The organism is Vibrio sp. TRT 21S02 (assembly GCF_050113675.1).
Lineage (GTDB): Bacteria > Pseudomonadota > Gammaproteobacteria > Enterobacterales > Vibrionaceae > Vibrio.
This window is the reverse complement of record NZ_JBNJOI010000002.1, coordinates 233,457-247,553: the sequence shown is the minus strand read 5'-3', so window position 1 is coordinate 247,553 and position 14,097 is coordinate 233,457. Positions and strand designations below refer to the sequence as shown.

Genomic DNA, 14,097 nt, shown 5'->3' with positions numbered 1-14,097 from the left:
GGGGCGTATCTCTACGCCTTGCGACTCCTCCGAACCGTATTCGTAGAGGGGGGAAGTCAAAGCCAAATAGCTAATGAATAATAAAGAATCAGTAAGTTATGTTTGTTCATAAGCCGCTTTATAGCGCCTAGAAAACTCACTTCTAAGGAATGAAAAGTGATGAATAATGTTTCCTCCACCGATGTCATATTACATGTTTTTGATTGGCCATATTTAAAAGTGGCAAAAGCAGCGAATCAGATTCAAGCTGCGGGCTATCGCTCTGTACTCGTGTCACCTCCAATGAAATCACTTTATAACGAGCAGGGAACGAAATGGTGGCAGCGTTATCAGCCCCAAGATTATCGACTTATTGACAACCAGCTTGGGAACACACTCGATTTCAAGCAAATGGTTGATGCTCTAAAGAAGTGTGGAATAAGAATTTATATCGACGTGGTGTTTAATCACATGGCGAATGAGTCATTTGAAAGGGCCGATTTATGCTATCCAGCGACTACTGTGTTAGAAGAGTATCGAGCAAATGCCGAGCATTACGACGCATTGCGGTTATATGGAGACTTAACGCAGCCTTTGTTTACCGAGCAGGATTTTGTCGAAGCGTTTGGTATTGAGGATTGGCAAGACCAATGGCAAGTACAAAATGGACGTATTACTGGGAGCCCGCAAGATCCAGGATTACCGACCCTGAAAGACAACCTTCATGTGATTAAACAGCAACAAGAGTACATTCGGGCGATGAAAAAGCTTGGTGTGAGTGGTTTTCGAGTTGATGCTGCAAAACACATGTCGCTGGCGCATTTAGATAAAGTATGGACAGAAGAGTTGTGCGCAGGTGTTCATATCTTTGGTGAAATCATCACAAATGGCGGAGCAACTAAGCCGGAATACGATCTATTTTTAGAACCTTTTTTAGCCAACACACGTTTGGGAGCATATGACTTTCCTCTGTTTCAAACGATGTTTGATGTGTTGATGAAAAAAGGAAGCATGAAAAGCCTGATCAACCCGTACAGCTTTGGAATGGCTTTAGATAACTCACGTGCTATTACCTTCGCTATAACTCATGATATTCCAAACAATGATGTGTTTAAAAACCTTGTGATGAATGAGAACTTAGAATGGCTCGCATACGCCTATGTTCTTGGTCGCGATGGAGGCGTCCCTTTAATCTATACCGATTTAGATACGAGTGGGATTAAGAGAAAAGACCTGAGGCCAAGATGGTTAGATAGTTGGCGCCATCCAAAAATGTTAGGGATGATAAAGTTTCATAACCTAATGCATGGTGAAGCGATGAAAGTGCTCGAAGCCAATGATGACTTGTTGGTGTTCGCACGCGGTGAGCAAGGTGTGGTGATTTTGAATAAGTCACGACGTAAACAAACCATCAATTTATCCATTGAAGGTACGTTTAATGATTTGCTCTCAGAGCAAAGCTTTGATTCCGTTGATGGGAATCTCGAATTTATTGCAGAAAGCCAAAGTTGCATGATGCTGGTACAAACTCATTGAATAAATTGGCGCAACAGAGACACTGCGCCAAGCAATATGACCTAGACAATAAATTTATTTAAAATCGCATCCTGCTCACGAATGTTTTCCGTTTGTGCTTGCATTGCAATATTGGCGTTCTCGGCTGAGTCGGCAACTTGCGTTGATAGATCTTTTATCTTAACGGTGTTGTTGTTAATTTCTTCTGCAACAAGGCTTTGCTCTTCAGCAGCAGACGCAATTTGTGTATTCATATCGCTAATGCGTTGAATTGCATCACGGATTTGATCTAATGCGACGTTGGCTTCTTGAGCTTGGGTCACCGCTTCTGATGCAGTTACCTTACTGGCATTCATTGCGGCAGACACTGAGGTTGCGCCTGCTTGTAACTGCTCAATCATATCGCGTATTTCTGTGGTGGATTCTTGAGTTCGTTGGGCAAGCGTTCTTACTTCATCGGCAACCACTGCAAAGCCTCGACCTGACTCACCAGCGCGAGCCGCTTCGATAGCAGCATTCAATGCAAGTAAGTTAGTTTGGTCGGCAATATCGTTAATCACTTTTAAAATGGTTTCGATATTTGCAGTCGCAGATTCTAATCCTTTTACTTCTTCCACCGCTTCATCAACACGAGTAGACAGATTGTCGATCGCTGCTGTCGTCTCATTTACGACTTGAGAACCGCGTAATGTGGCATCATCAGCATCTTTAGCTGAAGATGCTGCACCTTGAGCATTGTTTGCAACTTCAGTGGCCGTGACAGCCATTTCATTCATGGCGGTTGCCAACTGTTCGAGTTCATGAAGTTGATCTTGCATGGCGGCAGCGGAAGACTGTAATCCACTCGATGTCATTTCTGAGCCACGTAAAATCTCGCTACCAATGGATTTGGATTGAGTGATTTGTTGCTGCAATGCTCCTGTAAACGTATTAAAACCTTCGGCAAGCACCGAAAACTCAGGGTCGGTTTTAGTATCAAGTCGTTGGGTTAAATCCCCTTGACCTGAAGCAACATCTTGAATGGCATTGTTTAACACGTTGAGCGGCTTCATCAGTGCTTTGATTAACATCAGTAGCAAAATAACACTGATAATCACGGCAATTGACGTGTAAATGATGGAACTATTACGCAAATCCGCAAGAGATTGATAAGCGATAGCTTCATCTAAGATCACACCAACGTACCAGTCTTCACCGGGAACATCAGCAAAGTCGAGTGTATATGCTTTATTGTCGATAGTAACTTGTTGGGGATTCGAAAGTATTTGGCTATCGCCCAAAAATTCACTCATCGGTTTGCCATTCAAATCCGCATTAGGGTGGGCGATAGTGATGCCGTCTCCTGAAACGATGAATACGTATCCTGCACTAAATAGCTTAACTTTGTTTACAAGCTCCGCTAGCCTAGCGAGGCTTACATCGTAGAATATCGCACCGATAAAACGCCCTTTGTCATTCACGGGTGCGGCGATGGAAACCAAAATTTCCCCCGTTGCAGAGTCCGCGTAAGGTGCGGTGATGATAAGCTTATTTGCTTGCTTTGCATCAATGTACCATGGGCGAACTCTCGGATCCCATGATGAACCAGGATTCCATGATGGATCATTGTTTACATTTGAGCCATCACTTTCAAAACCCAAACCGGCAAGCAGAAAGGATTCTTTCACAATGGGTTGGCTGATGACCGCCTCAATGGCTCCCTTGTCCAAGTTAAGTTCGATCATACTGGTCGCATAGGCGGCGATTGCTTTACGAGATTCTATTTCAGCCGCAGTTGTATTTCTCACACCATCGACGATCTCGGATACGCTGCTTTCGACTTGTTGCTTGATTTCAGTTTTAACGGTGTAGTACTGCTGAAGAGTGAGCAGGGCGACGGTAAGAAGCAGTAAAATCGCTGACGCCCCGACGATTTTGTGACTAAATTTCATAGTGCCGTCCTTAGAAATTAGAATAGGTATCTATAGATCTATAGATCTATAGTTAGCAGACGGCGACTTTTCCAACTTTCGTTAATGATTAATGGCCAAGTATTGAACTGGATAGCTGGGTGAATATCTCACGTTGCCCATTAAATAACTCTTCTACCACTTTAAGTTCTTTTTGTCCGGAAAGAAGGCGTTTTCGCACTTCACGCATTTTTAGTACCAATTGTAATTCTGGTGTTAAGGATGAGTGGTGTGTGATAGTCCATTGATTAATTTGTTCACTTAACGGTGTTAAAGCAAGCACTGGCTTAATCGAAGCAAGTTCAAGTTTAAGTACATTTAGAAGTTCAGAAGGTGAGCTCTCGGTTGTTTGAGCCAATCGATTGATAATTGCACTGGTTAATTCATTTGGCTCAACAAATCCACCTTGTTTGGGCATGGGTAATGATACTCGCGAAGAAATTTCAACTGATTGCACCAAAGTATTTGGAAAATAACTCATTGCAGTTAAACAATCGAAAGGAACCCAGACGAATTGACCCGGCTCGACGGCATATTCCATTTTTCCCATTCGCAGAAGCACCAGCCCGTTATCAACGCGCAGTAAAATGTTTTTCAACGATTTTTTACGTGATGTTGTGTGCAGATAAGGAAAGGATTGGCTCTGGTGTTGAATTGCGTAATGCATGGAATGGGAATCTCTTCGTAAACAGGGCGCTAAGGGTAGCCTTTATTATATAAAAAACCAACTCGCATACTATACAACGCTTGATACGTTGCGAGGTTTTCGCATCGTTTTGAACACTTTTCAAAGCGTTTGCTATGTCGGCTGCATTGCGATGAGTGCGCCTCGCGTGATCTTTGCACGACATTACATCATATCCGCTAGTAAATGTTCTGGTCTGACCTTACTATATGTTTGCACAGCATAGCTGCGAAGATTGTTAACAATGCGTAGAATAGGCCAGCTTTTTATTTGATGTAGTGAAAAATGACTTCTAAAAACGACCCTTATGTAGAGATTCGTCCTTATAATGACGAAGAGATCCCTGCTGCGATCGAGCGACTGATTAATGATGAAGAATTTATTAGTGCGATCTTGCAACACCGCTTCGAGCATCAACCTTCATGGTTACAAGCTTTGTTATCTCCTTTCGTTAAGATGTATCTCAAATTTAAATGGGCTAAGTTAAATTCCGTCGATGCGATTCAGCGAGAAGTGAAGAAATACTTGGATAAAACTCTTACGACGACAACGAAAGGGGTTACCTATTCTGGTTTAGATAAGTTAGATCAAAACACCGCTTATCTGTTTGTCTCGAATCACCGTGATATTGCAATGGATCCTGCCTTGGTAAACTATGGCTTGTTCAAGCACAACCACAAAACAGTACGTATTGCGATTGGCGATAACTTACTGAAGAAGCCTTGTGCGACTGAGTTGATGAAGCTAAACAAGAGCTTCATTGTTAAGCGCTCTGCAAAAGGTCCTCGTGAAATGATGAAGGCACTGGGTACCTTATCGGGATACATAAAACACTCTCTTGATACTGGAAATTCGATTTGGATTGCACAGAAAGAAGGGCGAGCCAAAGACGGAAATGACTACACAGATCCAGCGATTTTGAAGATGTTCCATGTTGAAGGTCGCAAACAAAAAGTGGATTTTCCTGAGTATGTGAAATCACTAAGAATCGTACCTGTTGCGATTTCTTATGAAAATGATCCTTGTGACACAGCGAAAGCAATTGAGCTTTATGAGAAAGCGACAAACGGTAGCTATGAAAAAGGTGAGTTTGAAGATATCGAAAGTATTATTCAAGGAATAGTGGGTGAGAAAGGACGAGTGCATGTGGCATTCGGTGATGTCATCGATAACGCTTATGAAACGCCAGAAGCGCTTGCAGAAGAGATCGACCGCCAAATTCATTTAAACTATAAGCTTTTCCCAATCAACCACTTAGCCGCAGGTGAAGACGGTGTCGAAGAAGATGTCGTTTCGCAGTTTAATGCCAAACTGGCTGAGCTGCCTCAAGGCGCTCATCAATACTTGATTGATAGTTATGCTAATCCGGTTAAGAACCAAGCTTAAAAAAAGACGCCATTAAGGCGTCTTTTTTTTCTCAAACATTACGAGTCGGAGCTATGGTGCGACTGCACCACCGAGAGTTAAACTGCTTGGCCATTTGGTGATTCGGTTGCCACCAAGAAAGATATGCCCTTTGACCGTTAGGGTGTCTGGAAACTCAGTGATTTTTGAACCGCCAATATAAAGATTCCCTTCAACAGTTAACCCTTCTGGGAGTTTCTCCAAAGGTGTTCGAACGACACTTAAGTCTCCTTTGACTTTAAGGCGAGGGGGCAGGCGAGTTAATGGTGTATCAGTGAGGTTAAGGTAACCACCGACATTAATACCACGTGGCCAGTTAGTAATTTTTGTACCAAGTAAGTTGGCATAACCACGAATAGTTACGCCACCTGCAATACGTTTTAGCTGACTGTTTGTTGCGTCGAAGCTACCTTGAATATCGGTGCCTTCAGGAATACGCGTAATTGCCGTTTTCGCAATATTTAAGTTGCCTTTCACTATCAGTCCATTGGGAAGTTCAGTGTAAGGTTTATTGCGTAGATCTAAATTCCCGTAGTTATCGAGATGATTGAGCATATGGTAGTGCTCTAGCATCGTAGCCTTAATAGGCAAAGCAGTGAGTAGAATTGTAAGCGAGAGAAAAAAGCGAAGCATAGTCAAAGTCGAATAAACGTTTGATGTCAGTATCTGTCACGTACATACTGCCGTCAACGCAACTTATATGGAAAGAGAAAAATTGAAAGGAATTTATGGTGGGAGATCAAAAAAGCGAGCCTAAGCTCGCTTTCTAAAGATTAACGCGCTAGTGAGCGTGTTTTTAATTCAAATATCAACTTCTCGGCGCTGACTTCGAACTTAAAGCGAGCCGTTAGCTCATTTGAACCTTCTACCAACGCTGATGCTTCATGTTCAACGTTTGCACAAACTTCTTTCGCTAGCTCGACATACTTAGCTAGCTCACTTTCAAGTTGCTCTTTATTTTGCGCATAAATTGTTACTTCAGCGACATCATCACCTTCTTTGATGATAAAGCCCATTTCGCCAGCACAACCACAAGCTTCACATACTTGTTTTTCTTCTGTATTGATGCTCATTTCGGATCCTCTTACAAAGTTTGTGGGCATTTTACCGAGGAACTAGGTGTTTATCCAATAAAACAAAATAATGATACTTAACTTTACTAACAGAATGATGTTTTGTATTTTTATTGTGATCCACCAAGTTTTGACGAAATGTTTCGAAATATTTCATCATAAAATGTAATGGAATGTGATGTTGTTCAAATATTGACGAGAACATAGCTTACATTGTAATCAGAATTTTATCCTGCTCGTTGCGAGATAATTCAATTTATAAGATTATCACCGTCTTACTATACATTTTATAAATAAGAATATGCGCTCCCATATTTAGTCCAAATTGGTTAGATGTTGGGAATATGCTTATAAAAGTATCAATAAGGGTTTAAGTAAGGACCCAAGTGTTACATAGTAGCCGAATCGACTTTTTTCAAGGTATTCGGAGAAGGTCATTTAGCAGCTTTTATATGCTGACGCATAACAATATTGTGGCTCATTGTTTGAGTCTTAGATGGATTTACAAAGAGAAGAACACATGCCTAAGCGTAGTAAAGAAGATACTGAAATTACTATTCAGAAAATAATGGATGCGGTCGTCGACCAACTCCTCCGACTTGGCTACGACAAGATGTCTTATACGACGTTGAGTCAACAAACTGGTGTATCAAGAACGGGGATTAGCCACCATTTTCCTAAAAAAACCGATTTTACCGCTGCATTAGACGGCCGTATCTTCAAGATGTTTATCGAGCACCTTGATTTTGATAACGGCTTAGACTCTTTTTCTGCTAGCTGGTTAAAAGCGTTGGACGACAGTGAGTTTTTAGCAATACTTAGATTGCTATTCCATCATATTGTAACGTCTGAACGCGCTCATGAATTCGCAGCAAACGGCATCGACCGTCTGTACAAAACTGTATCTACCCAATTTGGCGAAGGCAGCGAAAAAGAGCTTGAGTGGTTGATTGGTAAGTCACTTATTCGTATGACGAAGTGATTTAGCAAAAAATTCACAAAAGCCTTCCTCCGGAAGGCTTTTTTATTCGTCAGCTACCCACCTTACGCTTATTTATTCTCACTCATTAATAATTATCTTTGGTTTATCGTCACAGCTCCCATAACTATCTGTTACAATTTAACTTATGAGTTAATTGATAGCAGTGAGCCTTTCGTATGTCCTTTCCAGTACTTATCTGTGATGACTCCGCCTTAGCAAGAAAGCAAATGGCACGCTCTCTTCCTGCGTCGCTAAATGCCGATATTACTTTTGCTGTCCACGGATTGGATGCACTCGAACAACTAGAGAATAACAACTTTAAATTGCTTTTCCTCGATTTGACCATGCCTGAACTAGATGGGTTTGGGACATTAGAAGAGATACAGAAACGGAACATTGATATTTCCGTTGTCGTGGTTTCGGGAGACATTCAACCGAAAGCCAAAGAACGTGTCATGGCCCTTGGGGCAAAAGCGTTTATTCAAAAACCAATCAATAAAGATGCGTTAAACGACGTTTTAAAAAATTTGGTTGAGCAGCCAAGCCAACCAAGGATGTATACGCCAACATCAGTTGAACTGCCGATTCTTCGACGTCGAGACATCTATATGGAGGTGGCCAACGTTTCGATTGGTCGTGCGGCAGATGCATTAGCAAGACACTTTGATGTTTTTGTCCACCTTCCTTTGCCTAACGTCAATATTTTCGAAGTCAGTGAATTGCACATGGCACTTCGTGATTTAGCAGAAAATGATCAAGTTTCTGGTGTATGCCAAGGTTTTAGTGGAGAAGGCATCGCTGGTGAGGCGTTAGTATTACTGAGTGACTCTAGCGTTTCAGACTTGAAAAAACTGATGAAGGTACCGGCAGATAGTGAAGAGCTGGAAGAGCTCGAGTTACTAATGGATATCTCCAACATTCTTGTGGGCTCATTCCTTAATGGGTTAGGTGAGCAATCTGAAGTGCGTTTTTTCCAAAGTTCGCCTGTGCTACTTGGACAACACATTTCGATTGATTCAATCATTAATTCGACAACTGGCTCGTTCAGTAAAACGATGACATTTGAGGTCAGTTACAATATTGACGGCACTTCAATTCGGTGCGATCTACTCTTTATGTTTGTCGATGAATCACTGCCGTTATTGGATAATAAACTTTCTTATCTGATGGAGGACTTCTGATGTTGAATCTTCCTGCTGAGTTTGAGCAGTTCCACTGGATGGTGGATATGGTACAAAATGTAGATTTAGGTCTAGTTGTCATCGACCGAGATCATAATGTTCAGGTTTGGAACGGCTTCATGACACACCACAGTGGAGTGCAGTCACATGATGCTATTGGCAAGTCGCTATTCGAACTGTTTCCTGAAATTCCGCCCGATTGGTTCAAGTTAAAAACGAAACCCGTGTATGACTTAGGGTGTCGTAGTTTTATCACATGGCAACAACGCCCTTATTTATTTAAGTGCCGAAATGTGCGACCTGTGACTCAGCAAGCTGAGTTCATGTATCAAAACATTACTCTTAACCCAATGCGAACCCCAACCGGTGAGATTCGTTCACTGTTTCTTTCAATACAAGATGCGACAGCAGAAGCATTGGTGTCATTGAATAACAAATAATGCTAGTAAAGCCGAGGATCTCCTCGGCTTTTTAATTTATGGTGTTAAGTATTTTTCTTACCGAGCATACCTATGTTACCAACTCGCCTATATACAGCCGACCAAGTAAAAACAGGGGAAGTCCTTGCGGCAAAGATCGCAGGAATTGAGATGTATACATTGATGACGCGTGCAGGTCAGGCTGTGTTTGATGTGTTGCGCCTGGAATACCCTGAATGTAAGAAGATCTGTGTGGTATGTGGTGGCGGTAATAATGGTGGTGATGGGTATGTTGTGGCGAGGCTCGCACTTATCGAAGGTTTTAATGTTCGGTTAGTTCAACATGGTAACGCGAATAAGCTTTCTGGGGATGCAGCGACAGCAAGAGATGAATATATAAAGGCTGGTGGTCTTGTATCTGAAAAGATAGGTACGTTCGCTTCACCATCCACCGTTATTATTGATGCACTACTGGGCACTGGGTTAAAGGGTGAAGTAAGGCAGTCCACCGCGACACTAATACACGATGTAAATTCGACCAACTCTCCCGTAATCGCAATTGATATACCTTCAGGATTATGCAGTGATACAGGGACTAACCTTGGTGAAACCATCATTGCAGCCCACACAGTGAGCTTTATTGGCTTAAAGCAAGGGCTAATGACTGGAAGTGCAAGAGATTTTGTGGGTAAGCTCCATTTCGCAGGATTAAATGTTGATAAGCATTTTGATAAAGGCAACGTGTGTTCAGCTGAGATTTTGCAGTCGATCGATTTAGAGTGTGCATTTATGCAACGTACTCAGTCCGCTCATAAGGGATGTCACGGTAAAGCTTTACTCATTGGCGGGAATGAAGGTATGGGAGGTGCGATTCTTATCACTGGTTCAGCTTGTGTTAGGACTGGTTGTGGGTTAACTGCCATGCTGACCCATCGTGCTAATTTGCACGCCGCTTTAGTTTATACCCCGGAAGTCATGTCAGGAGATTGGGGGAACCATGAGTTATTTGAAAAAAGGCTAAATTGGGCGGATGTTTTGGCCTTTGGTCCCGGGTTTGGGTTGGATGAAGAATCTGAACAAAGGTTTCTTACGTTAAGTCAGAGCTCAATATCCAAAGTAGTTGACGCAGATGCGTTAACACTCCTTGCTAACCATACCTTCAAAGATGACAACCGCATTATTACACCGCATCCGGGAGAAGCAGCAAAGTTACTTGATGTTACGGTTAAAGAAATTGAATCTGACCGCTATCAAGCCATTAAAACACTTCAGTGTAAATACGGTGGAATCGTCATTTTAAAAGGGGCGGGCACACTGGTATGTGATGGTGGCCAAGTCTATGTTTGTGCTGCTGGTAATCCGGGAATGGCAAGTGGAGGGATGGGGGACTTATTGACCGGAATATTGGTTAGTTTGTTAGCTCAGCGATATTCGTTAAGCGAATCTGCTAAATTAGGCGTATTACTTCACAGCGTCGCTGCAGATATAGAAGCCAAAAAGAACGGAGAAATTGGGTTGTTAGCGAGTGATTTATTGCCACACATCCGTAGATTGGTGAACAATAGAAACGTGGAATATTGAGTGCATTTTGTAAAAATATGACGGAACTATCGTTTGCTGGAAACGTTTGTTATATGATTTTTTGAGTCTTTTTTTTTAAATAAGTCTTTGTTAGTTAAAGATTAAGTGAAGTGGCGCTGTTGGCGTGGTACCCGCAGATTTGCAGATTTCAAAAGAGTACCACAAAAAAAATGCAAATATCAGACTTGTAGGAAATAAATCACAGCCTATAATGCTGAAAACCGGAGCGTCTGCCAACGCTCCGGTTTTTTTGTGTCCGAAGAACAGTAATGGCGTCTGCCAACGCCTTACTACGCACTCTGCGATGACACATACATGATGAATCAAGGAATTACACAATGCGTATCGAACAAGAACTTAAGTTAGGTTTTAAAGATGTCCTGTTTCGCCCGAAACGTTCTACCCTAAAAAGCCGTTCTCAAGTAAATTTAACCCGCGATTTTACATTCAAGCATAGTGGCCGTCAATGGTCTGGTGTGCCAGTTATTGCAGCTAATATGGACTCTGTCGGTAGTTTTGCTATGGCAAAAGCGTTGTCTGAGCATGGCGTGATGACGGCGGTTCATAAGCATTACACCGTTGATGATTGGGCTGACTTTGTGAAGAGTGCTGATAGTTCAGTTTTGAATAATGTCATGGTATCAACAGGGACTTCGGAAGCTGATTTCCAGAAGACAAAAGACATTATGGCATTAAGCGACGAGCTCATTTTCATTTGCATAGATATTGCAAATGGCTATTCAGAACATCTAGTCGAATATATTGAAAAAGTACGTGCAGCATTCCCAGATAAAGTGATCTCTGCAGGTAACGTGGTTACAGGTGACATGTGTGAAGAGCTTATTTTAGCGGGTGCAGATATCGTTAAAGTTGGTATTGGACCTGGCTCAGTATGCACGACGCGAGTTAAAACTGGTGTCGGTTACCCTCAGCTTTCGGCCATCATTGAATGTGGTGATGCGGCCCATGGCCTTGGTGGCGTGATCATTGGTGATGGCGGCTGTTCATGTGCGGGTGATGTAGCTAAAGCTTTCGGTGGTGGTGCAGATTTTGTCATGCTTGGTGGTATGCTTGCAGGTCATGAAGAGTCTGGTGGTGAAATCATTGAAAAAGACGGCGAATCATTCATGAAGTTCTACGGCATGTCTTCTAAGAGCGCGATGGATAAGCACTCTGGTGGTGTAGCGGGTTATCGAGCTGCTGAAGGAAAAACCGTACTATTACCATTCCGTGGTAGCGTACATAACACCATTCAAGACATTCTTGGTGGCGTACGTTCAACCTGTACATACGTTGGTGCAGCAAAGCTTAAAGAGCTAACCAAGCGTACGACTTTTATCCGTGTACAAGAGCAAGAGAATAACGTGTTCGGCAAAGAATAAGTCTACAATTCTTCGGAAAATACGAACTATTAAGAGCCGTTTTTAGCGGCTCTTTTTTTACCTGAAAATCATAAAGTGGCGACAAGGTGGCGACAGTCAGCGAAAAAAATTTTGTGGCGACAACTACAAGTTAGCGAGTGGGTTGTGAGTGATAGCTTCTGATAGGTGATCTGGGGCGAAGTTAGTATACTTCATCATCATGCGGCTTTGTTTAGTAATTAGGACATGAAACCAAACTGTCTAAAATTGAGTTGTTTTCATACAATATATTGAGTTGAGTTGCAGTCATACGAAGTCCCATCAGCTTATTCAACGCTTTAATAATGGCGTAGGTTTCACCAACTTAAGCGTCGTAGTTTCCATGGCTAAGTTTCCCTCTTCGCGACTGCTTCATTCGATACATGGCGGTTTCAGAGAGTGTGCGCTTGTGGTAACCATACCGTGTTTTCCACTTATTATTGGAGCTGTAGAGCTTCTGGCAACCTACCGCGAGACTGTGAGGATATCCTTGTTCCCCAAAGGCTACTCCTTCCATTGGTAGGATAAGAGGAACGGCTTGCTTTGCTTCCGTTTGCTTATGGCTTCTTCATAAATTCAGAAAGTGAGTGAGTCACGATTGATTAAAGCTTTGTTGGATTGCTTCCAGTTAGTTGTTTTGTCAAGAGGTTTCGACATAAGGCTACGATGATTAACTGATATAGTCGATCAGGTTTTGAATTCCTGATCTAGTTTCATCGAATTACGCAACAAGTTATTCTAATGTCACTCGGTTTGGATATAAAACATGAAATAATGCATATAAAATCCCCCTTGCTAGTAACAAGGGGAATTTTCTTATCTAAATATATAAGTGTCTTGTTGGGAAACTAAGTTATCAAAGCTTGCGGAGTTAAATACTTGTAAGCAACTCATACTCTGAGAGCTAGAGCCTTCCTTCATATGACTTATTGATTTTTTTGCTTCGTTCTTCATGTAATCGCTTACCGTTTGATACGGGTCGTGTTTAACCTCAAATGTCTCTTCATCTTGAATAACTGAGTACCGACCACCTCCCATGAATGAAAAAGCCCTTTGAGCATAACTCAAGTCTTTACCTAAGGTGCTATCTGGATCTATTTCACGTAAGCACTTTACTAATGCGTAGTTTTTAAGGTCTTTACGAGCTTCAATTATGTAATCATCAACTGACGTATTGCTCGCTTTACAACCAAACGTTAGAAGAATAGAAACAGCGAATATAGGTGTTAGTCTTTTAATTCCCACAGCATTACCTTTTTTGCTTTGACAGTGCCATCGGGGTAGCGACTTGGAAAGTAACTAGGGTCTTGGTAAGAACTACCATCGCCAGTTTTAGAACCGTCCCATAACGTTACGTGTCCGGAAGCATCATTCCAGCCACTAACAGATATTATAATGACACCTTTTTTACCGGATATTTCAGAAATATCAGTAGGATCCATCTCATATTCAGGGTTGCCCCAATTAAATTCAATGTATTTTATTAGATCCTTTACTCGTAATATATAGGCCTTTTGATCTGCACCTCTAACACGGTAAATAGGGTAAGTTTCAATAATTGTTCCACTTGGTACTAGAAAGCCACCGTAATTAAACCCTCGGCTCATTCGTAATGCACAAGCATTAGCATAGCTAATTGGATCTGACTCGTAGAGCTTCGCGACGTGTCCGCCCACAAGCGGATAGACTTCACTCGCTTTTTTTGCTCCTACTTCTGAGTATGCATTCCATAGGTCGGAGAAACGAGGACGCTTCAATTCGACAGAAGCTGTTATATCTCCAGAAGTCGCTTCTAAGTTACTCATTGTATTTTCCCTTCAATTTCTAAATGGTCTTGTTGAAGAATATTGGCTACAAAAACTTCTCCGTTGTCGTCAACGTGCCCAACTATCGTTTTATCGATGACACCATTTAATTTGACTGATACGG

General features: G+C 42.0%; 13 protein-coding genes and 1 pseudogene. 7 read left to right on the top strand and 7 right to left on the bottom strand.

The features are described 5' to 3' along the window. Positions 1-159 precede the first annotated feature (159 nt). The gene (locus ACQEXU_RS03260; protein ID WP_427009804.1) at positions 160-1,515 is read left to right on the top strand and encodes an alpha-amylase family protein; all 1,356 of its coding nucleotides are present in this window, start codon (positions 160-162) and stop codon (positions 1,513-1,515) included. A gap of 41 nt (positions 1,516-1,556) precedes the next feature. Here the strand turns inward: ACQEXU_RS03260 and ACQEXU_RS03255 are convergent, their stop codons facing one another. Together ACQEXU_RS03255 and ACQEXU_RS03250 are read right to left on the bottom strand one after the other, a co-directional pair. Beyond that, complete coding sequence (locus ACQEXU_RS03255; protein WP_427009662.1) at positions 1,557-3,425, bottom strand: methyl-accepting chemotaxis protein; 1,869 nt, start codon at positions 3,423-3,425, stop codon at positions 1,557-1,559. A gap of 88 nt (positions 3,426-3,513) precedes the next feature. Then, positions 3,514-4,110, bottom strand: a complete 597-nt coding sequence (locus tag ACQEXU_RS03250; protein WP_427009661.1) for an AraC family transcriptional regulator — start codon at positions 4,108-4,110, stop codon at positions 3,514-3,516. Between the two features lie 303 nt (positions 4,111-4,413). Between ACQEXU_RS03250 and ACQEXU_RS03245 the strand changes: the two genes are divergently transcribed. Further along, the gene (locus ACQEXU_RS03245) at positions 4,414-5,514 is read left to right on the top strand and encodes a 1-acyl-sn-glycerol-3-phosphate acyltransferase (protein WP_427009660.1); all 1,101 of its coding nucleotides are present in this window, start codon (positions 4,414-4,416) and stop codon (positions 5,512-5,514) included. A 51-nt stretch (positions 5,515-5,565) separates the two neighbouring features. Here ACQEXU_RS03245 and ACQEXU_RS03240 read toward each other — a convergent pair whose 3' ends face one another. Together ACQEXU_RS03240 and ACQEXU_RS03235 are read right to left on the bottom strand one after the other, a co-directional pair. Then, positions 5,566-6,165: a hypothetical protein gene (locus tag ACQEXU_RS03240; protein ID WP_427009659.1), complete on the bottom strand. Its 600-nt coding sequence runs from the start codon at positions 6,163-6,165 to the stop codon at positions 5,566-5,568. Positions 6,166-6,305: 140 nt separating this feature from the next. Beyond that, positions 6,306-6,605, bottom strand: a complete 300-nt coding sequence (locus ACQEXU_RS03235; RefSeq protein ID WP_367989719.1) for a YfcZ/YiiS family protein — start codon at positions 6,603-6,605, stop codon at positions 6,306-6,308. Between the two features lie 520 nt (positions 6,606-7,125). Between ACQEXU_RS03235 and ACQEXU_RS03230 the strand changes: the two genes are divergently transcribed. From ACQEXU_RS03230 to ACQEXU_RS03210, 5 genes are all read left to right on the top strand, one after another. Then, complete coding sequence (locus ACQEXU_RS03230; RefSeq protein WP_367990721.1) at positions 7,126-7,587, top strand: TetR/AcrR family transcriptional regulator; 462 nt, start codon at positions 7,126-7,128, stop codon at positions 7,585-7,587. Positions 7,588-7,763: 176 nt separating this feature from the next. Beyond that, entirely contained in the window at positions 7,764-8,768 is a 1,005-nt protein-coding gene (locus ACQEXU_RS03225; protein WP_427009658.1) for a response regulator, read from the top strand. Then, a complete protein-coding gene (locus tag ACQEXU_RS03220; RefSeq protein WP_427009657.1) occupies positions 8,768-9,208 on the top strand; it encodes a PAS domain-containing protein in 441 nt (146 codons plus the stop codon). Before ACQEXU_RS03225 ends, ACQEXU_RS03220 begins: the two co-directional genes overlap by 1 nt. Positions 9,209-9,280: 72 nt before the next feature. Continuing rightward, on the top strand, positions 9,281-10,768 hold the full coding sequence (locus ACQEXU_RS03215) for an NAD(P)H-hydrate dehydratase (protein ID WP_427009656.1): 1,488 nt from the start codon (positions 9,281-9,283) through the stop codon (positions 10,766-10,768). 338 nt (positions 10,769-11,106) lie between these two features. Then, a complete protein-coding gene (locus tag ACQEXU_RS03210) occupies positions 11,107-12,150 on the top strand; it encodes a GMP reductase (protein ID WP_427009655.1) in 1,044 nt (347 codons plus the stop codon). Between the two features lie 211 nt (positions 12,151-12,361). Here ACQEXU_RS03210 and ACQEXU_RS03205 read toward each other — a convergent pair. The 3 genes and pseudogenes from ACQEXU_RS03205 to ACQEXU_RS03195 all read right to left on the bottom strand — a co-directional run. Continuing rightward, positions 12,362-12,712 (bottom strand): annotated as a pseudogene (locus tag ACQEXU_RS03205) (hypothetical protein); the annotation flags it as partial. Positions 12,713-12,984: 272 nt separating this feature from the next. Further along, positions 12,985-13,413: a hypothetical protein gene (locus ACQEXU_RS03200; protein WP_427009654.1), complete on the bottom strand. Its 429-nt coding sequence runs from the start codon at positions 13,411-13,413 to the stop codon at positions 12,985-12,987. Continuing rightward, positions 13,395-13,973 (bottom strand): type VI secretion system amidase effector protein Tae4, encoded by a 579-nt coding sequence (locus tag ACQEXU_RS03195; RefSeq protein ID WP_427009653.1) that lies wholly within the window; start codon positions 13,971-13,973, stop codon positions 13,395-13,397. The genes ACQEXU_RS03200 and ACQEXU_RS03195 overlap by 19 nt, the downstream gene beginning before the upstream one ends. Between the last annotated feature and the right edge of the window lie 124 nt (positions 13,974-14,097).

What these genes read in the sequence shown, in the direction of transcription:
- ACQEXU_RS03255 (WP_427009662.1), bottom strand. Translation starts at nt 3,425, where the DNA reads ATGAAATTTAGTCACAAAATCGTCGGGGCGTCAGCGATTTTACTGCTT.
- ACQEXU_RS03230 (WP_367990721.1), top strand. Translation starts at nt 7,126, where the DNA reads ATGCCTAAGCGTAGTAAAGAAGATACTGAAATTACTATTCAGAAAATA.
- ACQEXU_RS03195 (WP_427009653.1), bottom strand. Translation starts at nt 13,973, where the DNA reads ATGAGTAACTTAGAAGCGACTTCTGGAGATATAACAGCTTCTGTCGAA.
- ACQEXU_RS03220 (WP_427009657.1), top strand. Translation starts at nt 8,768, where the DNA reads ATGTTGAATCTTCCTGCTGAGTTTGAGCAGTTCCACTGGATGGTGGAT.
- ACQEXU_RS03240 (WP_427009659.1), bottom strand. Translation starts at nt 6,165, where the DNA reads ATGCTTCGCTTTTTTCTCTCGCTTACAATTCTACTCACTGCTTTGCCT.
- ACQEXU_RS03235 (WP_367989719.1), bottom strand. Translation starts at nt 6,605, where the DNA reads ATGAGCATCAATACAGAAGAAAAACAAGTATGTGAAGCTTGTGGTTGT.
- ACQEXU_RS03250 (WP_427009661.1), bottom strand. Translation starts at nt 4,110, where the DNA reads ATGCATTACGCAATTCAACACCAGAGCCAATCCTTTCCTTATCTGCAC.
- ACQEXU_RS03245 (WP_427009660.1), top strand. Translation starts at nt 4,414, where the DNA reads ATGACTTCTAAAAACGACCCTTATGTAGAGATTCGTCCTTATAATGAC.
- ACQEXU_RS03260 (WP_427009804.1), top strand. Translation starts at nt 160, where the DNA reads ATGAATAATGTTTCCTCCACCGATGTCATATTACATGTTTTTGATTGG.
- ACQEXU_RS03225 (WP_427009658.1), top strand. Translation starts at nt 7,764, where the DNA reads ATGTCCTTTCCAGTACTTATCTGTGATGACTCCGCCTTAGCAAGAAAG.
- ACQEXU_RS03215 (WP_427009656.1), top strand. Translation starts at nt 9,281, where the DNA reads ATGTTACCAACTCGCCTATATACAGCCGACCAAGTAAAAACAGGGGAA.
- ACQEXU_RS03210 (WP_427009655.1), top strand. Translation starts at nt 11,107, where the DNA reads ATGCGTATCGAACAAGAACTTAAGTTAGGTTTTAAAGATGTCCTGTTT.